The 14645-nt window shown below is 39.3% G+C and carries 11 protein-coding genes and 1 tRNA gene; 6 read left to right on the top strand and 6 right to left on the bottom strand.

All coding sequences use genetic code 11. The features are described from left to right. Nucleotides 1–107 precede the first annotated feature (107 nt). From HCU67_RS06930 to HCU67_RS06945, 4 genes are all read right to left on the bottom strand, one after another. Nucleotides 108–1400: an ADP-ribosylglycohydrolase family protein gene (locus HCU67_RS06930; protein WP_168551832.1), complete on the bottom strand. Its 1293-nt coding sequence runs from the start codon at nt 1398–1400 to the stop codon at nt 108–110. Beyond that, nucleotides 1397–2368, bottom strand: coding sequence for a phosphotransferase (locus HCU67_RS06935; protein ID WP_345890693.1), 972 nt, complete (start codon nt 2366–2368; stop codon nt 1397–1399). Before HCU67_RS06935 ends, HCU67_RS06930 begins: the two co-directional genes overlap by 4 nt. Nucleotides 2369–2563: 195 nt before the next feature. Further along, nucleotides 2564–4378, bottom strand: coding sequence for a hypothetical protein (locus HCU67_RS06940; protein WP_168551833.1), 1815 nt, complete (start codon nt 4376–4378; stop codon nt 2564–2566). Between the two features lie 116 nt (nt 4379–4494). Further along, a tRNA-Phe gene (locus HCU67_RS06945) sits at nt 4495–4567 on the bottom strand. 107 nt (nt 4568–4674) lie between these two features. Between HCU67_RS06945 and HCU67_RS06950 the strand changes: the two genes are divergently transcribed. The 6 genes from HCU67_RS06950 (at nt 4675) to HCU67_RS06980 (ending at nt 12410) form a co-directional block, all read left to right on the top strand. Further along, entirely contained in the window at nt 4675–5403 is a 729-nt protein-coding gene (locus HCU67_RS06950) for a type III pantothenate kinase (protein ID WP_168551834.1), read from the top strand. Beyond that, on the top strand, nt 5404–6681 hold the full coding sequence (gene bamG, locus HCU67_RS06955) for a BamG family beta-barrel-assembly machinery protein (protein WP_168551835.1): 1278 nt from the start codon (nt 5404–5406) through the stop codon (nt 6679–6681). 42 nt (nt 6682–6723) lie between these two features. Then, nucleotides 6724–8094 (top strand): hypothetical protein, encoded by a 1371-nt coding sequence (locus HCU67_RS06960; protein ID WP_168551836.1) that lies wholly within the window; start codon nt 6724–6726, stop codon nt 8092–8094. Beyond that, entirely contained in the window at nt 8094–8696 is a 603-nt protein-coding gene (lptC, locus tag HCU67_RS06965) for an LPS export ABC transporter periplasmic protein LptC (protein ID WP_168551837.1), read from the top strand. The genes HCU67_RS06960 and lptC overlap by 1 nt, the downstream gene beginning before the upstream one ends. Nucleotides 8697–8907: 211 nt before the next feature. Then, a complete protein-coding gene (locus HCU67_RS06975) occupies nt 8908–10197 on the top strand; it encodes a hemolysin family protein (protein WP_168551839.1) in 1290 nt (429 codons plus the stop codon). A gap of 89 nt (nt 10198–10286) precedes the next feature. After that, the gene (locus HCU67_RS06980; RefSeq protein WP_168551840.1) at nt 10287–12410 is read left to right on the top strand and encodes a peptidylprolyl isomerase; all 2124 of its coding nucleotides are present in this window, start codon (nt 10287–10289) and stop codon (nt 12408–12410) included. A gap of 29 nt (nt 12411–12439) precedes the next feature. On the opposite strand, the gene HCU67_RS06985 is transcribed toward HCU67_RS06980, so the two are convergent. Together HCU67_RS06985 and HCU67_RS06990 are read right to left on the bottom strand one after the other, a co-directional pair. Beyond that, complete coding sequence (locus HCU67_RS06985) at nt 12440–13345, bottom strand: GYDIA family GHMP kinase (RefSeq protein ID WP_168551841.1); 906 nt, start codon at nt 13343–13345, stop codon at nt 12440–12442. Then, entirely contained in the window at nt 13345–14640 is a 1296-nt protein-coding gene (locus tag HCU67_RS06990) for a hydroxymethylglutaryl-CoA reductase, degradative (RefSeq protein ID WP_168551842.1), read from the bottom strand. Before HCU67_RS06990 ends, HCU67_RS06985 begins: the two co-directional genes overlap by 1 nt. Nucleotides 14641–14645 lie beyond the last annotated feature (5 nt).

Below are 14645 nucleotides of genomic sequence, written 5' to 3' on the forward strand. Positions count from 1 at the left end.
ATACTTATAAATTTTCAGCCGCCATAATACGATAAATTGATAATATGGCAACAAAGGAAAGTTCTATTTAGGATTTTTTTATGAATGTTCCAAACTTTATCCTGAAATTATTCTTCAGGGCTAAATTTAAGTTTGGTGATGCCGTCTGCCATCGCCTCTAAATCAATGCCTAAAACCTCTCTATTTACTTGTAAAACTTCGGTTTTCAAATCAGTTGGTAGGGCTTCAAAACCATACTTTGCGCCAAGAATCATTCCAGCGATGGCTGCAACAGTATCGTTATCCCTACCATAGTTGACAATAAACTGCATGCACTGCTCAAAATTTCCACTGGAATAAACGAGCGAAGTAATTAGAATTTGCCAGATTTCGCCAGCATGAAAAGCAATTTCTTTTTCGTTTTCTTCCAAAAACTCAAAAATCTTGTTCTCAAGTACCCATTGTTTTTTGCTATTAGGAAAGCCATCAGGAATCCTTGTCGTATCAGTTTGCATAAAAGTGCTATCAAACATGGCTTGTCGTTTTAACGCCAGTACTTGATTAATTGAGGCGTCGGCTGTATTGAGTGCAATTCTTCCAACAAGCCGACTATTTTGATAACCGACAGGGTCTACGAAGTTTATCGTAGAAAGAATCGAATCTAGGTCTGAAGTTCGTAAAGCTACATGGGTCATGGCCGAAACCAAAGCTGAAATGTCCTTGGCGTAGCCAATATCAAATAACGCATGTTCATAGGCCAATTCATAAGCCTCTTCAGGAGTTTCAGCTATTAATCCGAACATTGGGGTATAGAGTTGCCCTGCACACGACATTTCGCCTCCATAAAAACGATTTAGCGCTTTCTGGTAAGAACTATCTCCTTCGTTGTAAGCCAAAGAAACCCGGGCCCATTCTTTAATCCAATCTACTTTTTCGACAGTTTCATCAAAAACATCGGTACTCTTCAATACTTGTGCGTCTTGAAGTTTGGTTACCTCTTGTTGGTAATAATCAAGAATGAAATTGTTAAAACTATTTGGTTGTATTTTTTCCTTTTTAAAATATTCTGTCATCAATAACTTCCAGCGAGTGTCGTCTGTTGTGGAGCCATCTGGTAGGTTGTTATCCCAAGTGCCCTCTGGTGATTGCGGTCGTAGCGCGGGGGTAAGCCCAGTGATGTAGCCATATTTTAATTGAATGGCATCCCGGTGCCACATTTCGGTAGAAGCACCCATTGCATCGCCAATTGCCGAGCCAACAAGCGCCCCAAGTACTTTGTTATGGTAATCTTCTTTGCTAAGTTCCGAAGATTGAATAATGTAAACAGTTTCTAGGGGTTTGGGTAAATTAACCGAAGTCCTTTTGTGGTCTGTGCACCCCAGAATAAGAATTCCAATAATAAGAAAGAGAAGCTTTTTCATGACAGTACAAGTTTTTGGGCCAAATCAAGTAAACCCTCCTTTTCTTTCAAACTCCTTTGAAGAGGTAATTGGGCAAGGCCAATCAGACGTCTTAAAATTTCAATTCCAGCGATTTGGCTTGTGAGTTCCCAGGAGGCACTGCCCTGATATTCATTAAAGATTTCCTTTAGAATGCCAAGGTCGCCAGTGGCCAAAATTAGGTGTGCTGCCATAACACCGAGGTCGAATTCAGAAAATCCTACGAAACTAAACTCAGGGTCGAGAACATAGAGTTGCTTTTGGTTTTCCATCCAACTACCTGGGTAGTAATCTCCATGAAGTAAAGTATTACCCTGAGAAAGGTAGCGTAGGCCGATTTCATCAATCTTTCGCTTCAATTCCCTATTATTTTTAATTGGTAATGAAAGTTCCTGTAGTCCACTTTGTACATCATCCAAATTAAAACCATTGTCTTGTACAAACGGCAAAACAAATATGTGTTGATGGTTCAACTCCCGTAATTTCAGGTTTTTGGGCTGTTCGGGATTTGGTATTACGGAATGAATCCCTGAAAGTATTTGGACAAGGCTTTTAAGGGTATTCTTATCAATTTGTTTTTTTGAATACATCTGGGTTAAATCCTCTATTTGTCCTAAATCCTCAAATAGCAAAAGAAAGTTTTCGGCATCGGTATGCAGTACTTTCGGAAAGTGCTTTGATACACTGCTGTCAGCTAATCTCGAATAGAATATATTTTCTACCATGATTCGGTCAAGAGGAGCCGGAATTTGTGGATATTTCTGAACGTAATCCCGAGACTGTTTTAAAATATAGGAATTGGTATTGGTTTTAATGCGAATGACCACGTTCATATTGCCTTCACCGGGTTTTTGAAGTCCAATTACATTTTCATTCTCCCGTATTAGGCCAACACTTTTTAAATAGGAGTCGAATTCTTCAAATGAGGTTTCAAAATCGAAGTGTATCACTGGCTTTTTTCTACAATATAAGAGGAATGTGTAAAATGAAAAACCCAATAAATATGGACCCTTTAATCATATTACTAATTGAGGATATCAATTGTAGTAATTTAATCATTCTCAATTCAGTCTTACAGTAAAGATTTGTTTGCAGAAACCTTTTCCAAATGAATAAAAGCAATAAAAAATTCTATCCGAATAATCTCATTCTGAAACCTTGTAGTTGAAATTAAAGTATTTGCCTAAACGGTCCAAAAACTGGGACCAACGGGGGTCATCATGCAAATTTTTGAAGGCTGGATAAGTCCATAATTCCTCGGTCCAAACAACATAGTCATCAAATGCTTGATTCAGTGCATTAAAAGCACTATCCAAATCACCTTTGGTTGCGTACATTTCGGCCAAAAAACTATAATGTGTCGTTAAATCGTCATCTTCGGTACTTTCCAGAATCTCCTCGTTCGGAATACTTAAAAATTCATTCAAAATGTTTTCTGCTTTCTCTACTTGACCATCTTTGTATTCCAACAAGAATTCGGAATGAAGTTTCAGATATCGGTTAGGCTCTTTTGCATTTATTTCAATTGCTTTTTTTAAATCACCTGTTAGTTCATAATACGAGACTAAATCAATAATATCAGGTTCTAAACCGGTTTGTTGCTCGTAAACTTCTATTTGTTTCTTCATTGCAATGGCGGCTTTTTCATTATTACCTAAATACCTCTCTAACTTAAAAATCCACCAGTAGGACTCCCAGTCGTTTGGATCTAGCTGTGGAAGTCTGTAGGCACACAAGAGTGCCTTTTCTGGCATTCCCACCCTTGTATAAGCATGTGCTGCCAGCCTATTTATACTTGCGCTATTGGGGCTATTGGCCAACATCTTTTCCAGTGTTCCTAGAGATTTGGTTCCTTCTCGGTTATGCCACTGCCAGTTGGCTATCCAAACCTTTGAACTATTAATGGAAGAATCCAATTCCAATGCTCTTCTAGCAGCACTAAGCCCCATATCGATGGCTTTTTCCCGCTCCAAATGGTAGTAATAAATGCCTTTGTGAAAGGTTGTTTGTGACAATATGGTCCATGCTGGTGCATAACCTGGGTCGATGTCCAGAGAACGCCTAATCAAAGAATCGCCAAGTGTCGTTGTGCTATCATTTAATATTCTCAGGGCCTCTAAAGACTTCAAATAAAATTGGTAGGCTTCTGGGTCTACTTTCCGCAGCAGCACATCTTCGTTTAACAGCGTCAGTTGCAATCGGTTGGCAACAATTTCAGCAATTTCATCCTGAACGAACAAGGCATCCTCGACTTGCCTATCGAAAGTGTCCGACCAAATATGGGAACCATCGCGGGTGTCTATAAGTTGCACGGTAGTTCGGAAGGTGTCTCCGGATTTTCGTATGCTCCCCTCCAAAACATAGGCGACATCCAATTCCTTCCCAATGATATCGATGGTAACATCCTTGTCCTTGTAGGCAAAAGAGGAGGTTCGGCTGATAACCTTTAGGTCTTTGTATTTGGTCAATCGATTGAGGATTTCTTCACTAATACCGTCCGAGAAATACTCTTGATCTTTATTGGGACTCATATCGTCAAAGGCCAGTACGGCAATGGAAGAGGTGAAATCGGGTATCATGACCATACTCGCCACCTGCTTTTGATTAACTTCATTTTTACCAGCGAAAAACAAGCGTTCTACCAACAAAAAGCAAACTGTAAGTGCCAATACTCCAATGATGAAATAATTCAATCTTCGACCTTTGATTTTGTCATCAATTACCTTTTTGTCCCCAATCAATCTCAAACCTTGGGGGGTCAATTCAAAAAGCCAAGCAAGCAACAGGGCCAAAGGAAAGCCAACAATTAGAATTCTTGTAATTAGTGATGGCACGGAATCTGGCCAATCTAGGTTTGGCCCGATGGTATTCACCACTTGAATAATCAACCAAGAAGAAATAGCGTAGGCAGTGGCTACCTTGTAGACGTTCCTTTTCTTTAGTTCTTCGAAGAATTTCATCTAGCTGGCCAGATTTTAGTTTTGGTCACTCTTAAATTACAAAAAAGGAGTTAAGGGCAATAGGAAATTGGAAAGGTCAAAAAACAAAAAACCCAGCGCAAAGGCCGGGTTTTATGTGGTACCTCCAGGAATCGAACCAGGGACACACGGATTTTCAGTCCGTTGCTCTACCAACTGAGCTAAGGTACCTTTAGGTTTCCCTTAAAAGGGCTGCAAATATAATTTCAATTTGCCGATAAACAAACAAAAATAAAAAAAACACTTCCCCTTTTTTAGGGTTTGCAGACCTTTGTCATATGAACTTGGTAGTAGATGTTGGGAATACCCTCGTAAAAATGGCGGTCTTTGAGAATCATGAAATCCTTTTTGACCAAGCTGTTGACGCGCAATACTTTCTTGAAAAAGTTAAAGTGCTCTTTGCAAAATACCCTAATATTAGCCAAGCTATTGTTTCTTCGGTCGGTCAAATAGGTCAGAAAGAAGCTAAAATTCTGTCACTCTTCTGTACAGTTCATGAACTGACACATCAATCAAAGCTGCCCTTTAAGAACAGTTATGCCACACCCCAATCTTTAGGGGTGGATAGAATTGCATTGGCCGCTGCCGCGTTTTATAAGTACCCAAAAAGTAACGTTTTGATTATTGACGCCGGCACTTGTATTACCTATGATATTGTTAATGACTATGGGGAGTATCTTGGTGGCGCAATTTCTCCAGGAATTCAAATGAGATACAATGCCATGCACCAGCAGACTGCAAAATTACCACTGCTGACCCCAAGCGAAACCTTGGATTATATTGGTAATTCAACAGAAAACTGCATGCACAGTGGTGTTTTGAACGGCACCGCAAGGGAGGTTGACGGGGTAATTGACCAATACAACGAGCGCTTTGAACATTTAACAGTTATTTTAACAGGGGGCGATGCGCAAATTTTTGGTAAAAGGGTAAAAAATTCCATATTTGCGCATTCTAAAATTCTCTTGGAGGGGCTAAACTACCTGCTGGAATACAACAAACGATAAATGGTAAAGAAGTTTTCAGTTGCAATTTTGTGCATGATTTCTTTTGGGGTTTTTGCGCAAAACGGTACCATTTCACCCTACTCTTTTTTTGGTATTGGAGATTCGCGTGAAGGTGGCACGGTTGAAAATCAGATGATGGGTGGCCTTCGTATGTATGCCGACAGTATACATGTAAACTTAAGAAATCCGGCTGCGTATTCAGAATTGCGATTAACGGCTTATTCTGTTGGTCTTTCACATAGGGAATTCCGATTAAAAGATTTTACAGAACAACAAAACACCTCGGTTACCAATCTTGATTACTTGGCCATTGGGCTTCCGGTAGCAAAAGATGTAGGGGTCGGTTTTGGTATCATGCCCTATTCTTCAGTGGGGTACAGTTTGGTTCAAAACAGGCTGACTACCGAAGGTGATTCCATCACCAATGTGTATAGTGGTGAAGGTGGTATCAACCGCGTTTATGCCTCCATAGGATTTCGCGCACTCAAGAATCTAACTTTAGGGGCAACGGCTAATTTCAATTTTGGTACACTTCAATATAATCGAATACAGACCATACAAGATGTACAATTCGGTACATTAGATGCCCGCTCCTCTCGAATTAATGGATTTGATTTTAATTATACGGCCAATTTCACACCGAAAATTACAGAAAAGCTAACCTTATTCAGTCATTTAGGAGTCAATACGCAATTGAATTTAGTCTCTAAAAATGAAGAGGAAATAGGGTCGTTCAATACCCAAAGTGGTCAAAACATAGAACTCGTCGAGGTTGATTTGGAAGCCCAAAACCTTCGAAATACGGAGCTTAAAATACCCACGGTTTTTACCGGCGGACTTGGAATAGGTGAAAATAAAAAGTGGTTTCTGGGAGCGGAGTATAGCGCGCAGCAGTTAAGTACTTTTGAAAACGCTTTTTTGCGTCTTGAAAACGTTGAATATCAAGATGCTAGTACTATTTCTGTGGGTGGGTATTACATACCGAATTATACCTCATTTTCGAACGTACTCAATAGAATAACCTACCGAGCCGGACTTCGCTATGATCAAACAGGAATGATCGTAAACGGAAAAGAGATAAATAACTTTGGCATAACTTTTGGATTTGGTGTACCACTGGTCGGTGTCGGTACCGATAGATTTTCAAATCTAAACATAGGTTTTGAGTTGGGAAGAAGAGGTACTACAGACGCCAATTTGGTAGAGGAAAGTTACTTTAGGTTAAACCTTGGTTTGTCCTTTAATTCCAAATGGTTCCAGAAAAGACAGATAGATTAATACTTTAAAAATTTGTACATTAACCGCTTCAAAATTAATAAGATGAAAAAGAACCTTTACTTAACGATGTTTGTTGTGATTATGTCGATGGGTTTAAGTACGGCCCAGGCAGAAAATCCTGAATGCAGAACCAATATGTCCATTTGGTATGAGCATTATAAAGTCAAAAATTACGATGCCGCTTATGAGCCATGGCTAATGGTTTACAATACTTGTCCTGAATTCAACAAAGGAACTTTTACAGGTGGTGAGCGCATACTAAAACATAAAATCAAAAATTCTTCTGGAGCAGATCAAGATGGTTACATCCAAGACTTGTTAAAGCTGTATGAGGATAGTAACAAGTATTTCCCTGCAAAGTTCCCAATGCCTGAGGTAATGAGTGATAAGGCTCTTGTGATGGATGAGAACAAAATGGCTTCAGACCAGCAGGTATACGACATGTTGGATGCCGAGTTTAAGAAAAACCCAAAAGGATTTAAAAACCCTAAGGCTCTCTACCTTTATTTCTCAGCCTTGGTGAATTTATATAATGCAGGTTCAAAAGACATTCAAGAAGTATTTGATACTTATGATGCGGTAGTAGAGCAAATGGATGTTATCAATAAGGGATATACCGATAACATCACGAAGTTTTTGAAAAAAGAAGAAGACGGTACAATAACATCCAAAGAGAAGAGAAACCTGAAAATCTATTCAAAGAACTCCGAATCACTAGGCAAGGTTTCAACCAGTATTGATGCAAAATTAGGTGAGTTGGCGGACTGTAATAATCTTATACCCCTATATCAAAAGAATTTTGATTCCAGAAAAGGAGATGTTAAATGGGTGAAAAGTGCAACAAGTAGAATGGCTGGGAAAGAATGTACCGATGACCCAATGTTTGTGAAATTAGTAGAAGTACAAGCCGATCTTGAACCATCTTCTGACGTATACTATTATTTAGGAATTTTAAAGGCTAAAAAAGGAGATAACAGTGGAGCAATTGTAGATTTTAACAAAGCTGTGGAATTGGAAGGAAATCCTGATAGAAAATCGAATATTTTATACAAAATTGCTACAATCGTTAGAAGAAGTAGCAAGTCTCAAGCTAGGAGTTATTTGCGTAAAGCTGTTGCCGAAAATCCAGCTAATGGGAAGGCATACTTATTAGAGGCAAGTCTAGTGGCTTCAAGCGCAAACGCATGTGGTAGTACTCCTTTTGAGAAGCGAGCCATATATTGGTATGCGGCAAATATTGCTGACAAGGCGGGTAGGGTTGATCCTTCTCTTAGTGGAAAGGCAAGGAAAACTGCAGCCAGTTACAGGGCTAAGGCACCAGATAAAACAATGATATTTAATGCTAATATGGCTGGTAAAACAGTTACTTTTAGTTGTTGGGTTGGTGGCAGTGTAAAAGTGCCAAATCTATAATGAATAAAAAGTTCTCGAGAACACTATATGCTATTGCCACGGTTTTTACCGTGGCATTGCTTTTTGGGGCCTGTCAAGACAAATACAAAAGGGTAGGTGAAGAAGCTTCTGCACGAATTTTTCCGCAGGGTATCGCTGAAAACTTCACAGTTACCTACACAGAAATGACAGAGCCTTTGAGTTCTCAAGATTCTTCGCTGTCAAAAGTGGTTTTTACACTTCGTAGTCCGAGAAATGAGAATTATGACAACCTTGAGTTTGGGCATCAGATTTTTCCGAATGGGGTCGAAGTAGACTTTTTTGATAAGCAGGGTCGAAAAAGCACCGTAGTTGCTGATTATGGAATTTTGTATTCAGATACGAACGTAATTGATCTGCAAGGAAACGTTTTGATTACCAACCATGATGGTAAAATGTTGGAAACTCCTCAATTGTATTGGGACCGGACCAACAAGTGGATATTTACAGAAGCAAAATTTACCTATACAAATCCTGAAGACGGTACGGTAATGGATGGAGAAGGGATGGATTTCAATAATGATTTCACTTACTTTAATGCCCATAAAACGTATGGTCTAATGACAATCACCGAAGAAGACTAAAAATGCAAAAGTTTTTAAAATACACGATATATATTAACCTGATAGTTTCGATTTTGTCGGTCTACATGGTATTCAATTTTTGGGACACGGATAGAAATAGGGCCTACATCTTTATTTTCTTAGCAATTGCTACAGGCTTTAATTTTTTCTTCCGAAGGCATTACCACAAAAAGTTCGAGCAGCGCAAGCGCGAAAATGAAAAATAGGAACTTTGGACACTTCCTTGCTTATTATCGTTGTTTCACTTCTATTTTCAGCCTTTTTTTCAGGTATGGAAATCGCCTTTATTTCGGCGAACCGTATCCATATTGAAATAGAAAAGAAACAGGAAGGTTTTCTGGCAAAGGTATTGGGCTGGATTACTAAAAAGCCTTCAAAATTTATTGCCTCGATGCTCATCGGCAACAATATCGCTTTGGTCGTTTATGGGCTTTTTATGGGTGATAGGCTAATGGCGTGGTTTCAAAGTTTTCTTCCCTCTTCAAGCAACTTAGTGAACCTGCTATTGGAAGATTTTAATCTACTGAGCCAAACTGTTATTTCAACAGTAATTATATTGCTGACGGCAGAATTCCTACCCAAGGTATTATTTCAAATCTATTCAAATACCTTGCTTAAAGTCTTGGCTTTTCCTGCATATCTCTTCTATCTATTGTTCTGGCCAATTTCTTGGTTTGTTATGAAGGTTTCCGATTTTCTTTTAAAGACCTTCTTCAGAACGGATGGTGATGAAATTCAGTTGGCTTTCAGTAAAATTGAATTGGGAGATTACATTTCCGAACAAATGGAAGCCGTAGAAGAGGAAGATGAAATAGATTCTGAAATTCAGTTGTTTCAAAATGCTCTTGAGTTTTCAGAAGTAAAGGCACGCGAGGTTATGGTGCCCCGAACCGAAATTACAGCGGTAGAATTACATGATTCACCAAAAAACCTAACGAAACTCTTTACGGAGACAGGTTACTCAAAAATTTTGGTTTACAAGGAAACCATTGATGACATTATTGGTTACGTACACTCCTATGAGCTTTTTAAAAAGCCGAAAACCATAAAGAGTATTTTAAGACCTGTTGAATTCGTTCCAGAGACTATGCTGATTCATGAAATATTGGATGTTTTGACCAAAAAACGAAAAAGTATGGCTGTGGTTTTGGATGAGTATGGCGGAACATCAGGAATAATGACCGTTGAGGATATCGTTGAAGAGCTGTTCGGAGAGATTGAGGACGAGCATGATACTACAGATTTAATCGAAGAGCAAATCGATGGGAATACCTTTAAGTTTTCAGCTCGAATGGAGGTAGATTATATTAATGAAACCTATAAAATTGATCTACCCGAAGGCGAGGATTATGAGACACTTGGAGGATTAATTGTAAGTAAAACGGGTGAAATTCCAGAACAGGGCACGGATATTAAGGTTGATAGTTTTCTTTTCCATATCGTGGAGGTTTCAAACACGAAAATAGATATGGTCAGTGTAACGATTTTTGAAGAAGAATAAAAACCAAAATATTATACGGCCAGATTGGCAAGTAATCTTGCAAAGGTCTATAGAAAATGGTAGTTTTGCCCACCAAAAATTTAACGTAAATGGCGATTTTAGGAAATATAAGAAAGCGAACCACAGTATTGATTTTGATCATTGGTATGGCGTTGTTTGCTTTCGTCATTTCAGGTGTTTTCAACAGTAATGATTTGGGTGGAGCCAAAGTTGGTTCTTCCATAGCCGAAATCAATGGCGATAACATTCCTCGAGAAGAATTTCAACAGAAAATGGAACGCGCCTCTAGGCAGTACGGTCCAAATTTCTCGTCAACACAGTTGGTGAATACGGTATATAATCAAGAATTACGAAGGGTTATTTTAAATCAACAATTCGACGAATTGGGTATTGATATCGAAAGCGATCAAATCGTCGACTATGTGGCTAACAACCCTGGTTATGCCCAAATTCCTGATTTTTTGGATGATAGTGGCGTATTTAATGCAGACGTTTTCAAAAATGCCATTGCAGATTGGAGGGTTAATGATCCACTTCGATATGATGCCTGGCTGCAAGATGAAAAAAATATTATGCAATCTGCAAAAGAGCAGCTGTATTTCAATTTAGTGAAAGCAGGTTCGGGAGCTACTTTGCAAGAAGGTGAGTTTGATTATAAATTACAGTCAAATAAGGTTGATATTCAATATGTAAGGGTGCCTTATTCATCAATTGCCGATAGTACGATTACCATTTCAAAAGATGAGATATCGGACTACGTAAAAGCACATAAAGATGATTACAAGCAAGAGCCTGCACGAGATGTTCGTTTTGTATTTTTTGAGGAAAAGGCATCTGATGAAGATATTAATGATGTACGTACTGCAATTACCAATTTATTGGACAATACAGTCGAATACAACCAAGCTACGGATAAGACAGACACAATTTTAGGTTTTGCAGCAACTACAGACTACGCTGCTTTTTTAGATAGAAATTCAGATTCGAAGTTCGATACCATTTTTAAGGCCAAGACCGGTTTGCCACAAGTTGCTGCCGATTCAATTTTTGCTTTGAACATTGGTGAATTCTACGGCCCTTATCGTGATGGAGATGCTTTCAAGGTTACTAAAATGGTTGCCAAAAAGGCAGAAGGAAGTGTAAAAGCAAGTCACATCCTTTTTGCTTATGAAGGCGCAACCAGGGCAAATCCTTCAATCACGCGTAGTAAGGCAGAGGCTGAAGCCGAAGCCAAGAAAATTCTCATTGAGGCTCAAAAGGCAGATGCAGATTTCGCTGCCTTGGCCAGAGAGAATTCAGATGGCCCTTCAGGTCCTAGGGGTGGAGACCTTGGCTTCTTTCAAGAAGGTGTAATGGCAGACGAATTCAATGATTTCTGCTTTGGTAACCCAGTGGGGAAAGTAGGTTTGGTTGAAACGGATTTTGGTTTTCACATTATCAAGGTTGATGAGAAAGAGGATATCGTTCAGGTGGCTACGTTGGCCAGAACCATTGAACCATCTGAAACAACAATCAATAATCTCTTTACTGAAACAACCAAGTTCGAAATGAACTCTACAGATGCTGCGCCAGAAGAATTCACCAAAATTGCAGAAGAGGGCGAATTTTCGGTTAGACCCGTCAATAAACTCAAAGCATTGGATGAAAATTTACCTGGGTTGGGTCAGCAACGAAATATAGTACGTTGGGCGTTTGAAGATGCCACTAATGTTGGGGATATCAAAAGATTCGATTTGACCAATGGTTATGCCGTTGTTCAATTGACCAAAAAGTACAAAGAAGGTGTTATGGCGCCAGAGGATGCCTCTGCCACTGTGTTACCAATTCTTAGAAAAGAAAGAAAGGCAGAGCAAATTATAGCTGCCAACCAAGGAAAGGCCTTTGAGGCATTTGCTAGTGACAACAATGTTACCCAATCAACCGCTTCTGCACTTTCGGCAAAATCACCGACCGTGCCTGGGGCTGGAAGAGAACCATTGGTTGTTGGAACAGCTTTGGCCATGAATGATGGAGACACCTCAGGATTGATAAAGGGGGAAACAGGGGTCTTTATGGTCAAGGTGACTAAAAAAGAAGACGCCGTTGAAATTCCAAGTTTTGTGACATTTGCGAATACGCTTTCAAACCAGAATAGGAATTCGGTGAATACAGGTGCCTTTAATGCATTAAAAGAGAAAGCAGAAATTGAAGATAACCGCGCCGATTTTTATTAGTGGACTGAATTCTTCTTTTAAGGATTAGTTTAAAGTACCATTTCTGAATACGGAATTACAATATCAAAACCCCGGTCTTTAAAATAGGCAGGGGTTTTTTCATTTCCGGTGGCTAAAATGAAATCTCCACCCCAAGCTCCTAAGCTCTTCAACGCGCCAAAATAGTCGGGAAATTTTTGTTTAATCGGTGGCATGCCCAAAATAGTTGAAAGAGCCATTTCATGCTCCAAAATGAGCGATTCCATTTCTTCTACCCGTTGAGCTTCAAGAAAACTTTGTGTGATATCGTTGATTTTATCGACTAGCTTTTTCTTATTGAAGGTTTGCTTGCGGTAATTCGCAATGGCCTTCCTACTATTTTGTTTTTTGTTTAGGTAGATAAAGAAAAGTGACTGGTCAAACGGTGGATGAAAATTTAGGGGCAATACCTTGGATTTTCCCAAATCCAAACGGTAAAGCAATGGTTGATAATGGTGTGCGCAAGCAATATCGTAACCACTACCCCCTAAAGTCTTTGAAAGTAAGGTGTAGGCGTCTATATTGGCCCATTGAGCTATATTGTTGATGAGGGTAGATGAAGTTCCCAATCCCCATTTTCTGGGAAAACCAAGCCTTGTTTCGATTTGAACTCCGGAAGGGGTATTTAAGAATTCTGGATTTTCAATTCTTGCGACAGTCAATATCTTTTGAAGCGTTTCGGCAGTTTCTTTGTCTGAAGTATTTAGAATCGAAAAACCATCCAAATCGAAATCCGCCTCAAACCAAATTGAGCTGTCTTCGTCGAAGCTTTTCCAGACCAGTTTAGGTTGTTTATGGGAAAACACTTCTAGACTTTGCCCAAACTTGGTAGGTACGGCCAAGCCCATAGCCCCATCAAGAATGGCATATTCACCAGTCAATAAGAGCTTCCCGTTGCTATAGTACTTTTCAGCCATTAATTACGGAGGTTGTTAAGTGCATCTTTTACAGCGGCATTACTTACTGTATGGTCCTTGAAATAGTCTACCAATTTTAGTTTTTCGCTTTCTGTGGCACCAGCCTGGTTCAAAAGATTCAATAAGTGCATTTTCATATGCCCTTTCTGAATACCAGTGGTGACCAGTGAACGTAAAGCAGCAAAATTTTGTGCCAGTCCAGCAACTGCCATTATTTGCATTAATTCTTTAGCAGTTGGGTGTTGCAATATTTCCAAACTAAGTTTTACTAAAGGATGCAATGAAGTTAGGCCTCCGACGGTACCTACTGCCAATGGAACCTCAATCCAAAATTTAAAGGTATTGTCTTGAATTGTTGCATGGGTTAAACTTGAATAGCCACCATCTTTTGCCGCAAATGCATGCACGCCAGCTTCGATTGCCCTAAAATCATTTCCTGTAGCTAAAACAACAGCATCAATACCGTTCATGATGCCTTTATTGTGGGTTACTGCTCTATAAGGTTCTGTTTTTGCAATTTTAACTGCTTGAACCATACGTTCGGCAAAACCTTTTGATACGGTGGTTTCGCTTTTTTTTTCAGATATAGCACATTGTACTTCTGCCTTGACCAAGCAATTCGGCACATAATTACTCAATATGCTCATGATGACTTCTAGCTCGAGCTCGTTTTTGGCTGCTTCGCGTTCCAAAATTTTAGCGAATTGCTCTAAGCAAGAATTTATGAAGTTCGCACCCATCGCATCCATGGTTTGGAAAGTGCAATGCAATTGGTAGTAACCCTTTAATTTTTCAGTCTTATCGCGTAGGGTAATTTCAGAGATTCCCCCACCACGTTTTCGCATGCTATTGGTCAATTGTTCCGTTTCTGAGAATAGTGATGGCTTTAGTTTATCAAAAACAGATTCCAACTTTTTTTGTTCCCCGTAATACATAAAGTGTACCTGCCCAACTTTTTCGGTACCTATGACGGTTGTTTTAAACCCACCTTTTGGCAGCCAAAATTTTGCCGATTTACTAGCAGCTGCAACGACAGAACTTTCCTCGATTACCATTGGTATTGTCAATAGTCGACCATTTATCAAAAAATTCGGTGCAACAGAATATGGCAAGTAATAATTGCTGAGGGTATTTTCAATAAACTCGTCATGTACCTTTTGTAGCTCCTTGTCATTATTCCAATATTTTTCCAATAATGCGGTTGTGCCTTCCGGATTTCTGGTGCAATTCTGGGCAATCCAATTGATTTTTTCTGACTTGGTCAGTTTTGAGAAACCTTCAATAGGTTTATGCATGGTAA

It is taken from the genome of Croceivirga thetidis (assembly GCF_012272815.1).
Lineage (GTDB): Bacteria > Bacteroidota > Bacteroidia > Flavobacteriales > Flavobacteriaceae > Croceivirga > Croceivirga thetidis.

Coding starts and splice junctions, on each gene's coding strand:
- HCU67_RS06930 (WP_168551832.1), bottom strand. CDS start 1,400: ATGAAAAAGCTTCTCTTTCTTATTATTGGAATTCTTATTCTGGGGTGC.
- HCU67_RS06940 (WP_168551833.1), bottom strand. CDS start 4,378: ATGAAATTCTTCGAAGAACTAAAGAAAAGGAACGTCTACAAGGTAGCC.
- HCU67_RS06950 (WP_168551834.1), top strand. CDS start 4,675: ATGAACTTGGTAGTAGATGTTGGGAATACCCTCGTAAAAATGGCGGTC.
- bamG (WP_168551835.1), top strand. CDS start 5,404: ATGGTAAAGAAGTTTTCAGTTGCAATTTTGTGCATGATTTCTTTTGGG.
- HCU67_RS06960 (WP_168551836.1), top strand. CDS start 6,724: ATGAAAAAGAACCTTTACTTAACGATGTTTGTTGTGATTATGTCGATG.
- lptC (WP_168551837.1), top strand. CDS start 8,094: ATGAATAAAAAGTTCTCGAGAACACTATATGCTATTGCCACGGTTTTT.
- HCU67_RS06980 (WP_168551840.1), top strand. CDS start 10,287: ATGGCGATTTTAGGAAATATAAGAAAGCGAACCACAGTATTGATTTTG.
- HCU67_RS06985 (WP_168551841.1), bottom strand. CDS start 13,345: ATGGCTGAAAAGTACTATAGCAACGGGAAGCTCTTATTGACTGGTGAA.
- HCU67_RS06990 (WP_168551842.1), bottom strand. CDS start 14,640: ATGCATAAACCTATTGAAGGTTTCTCAAAACTGACCAAGTCAGAAAAA.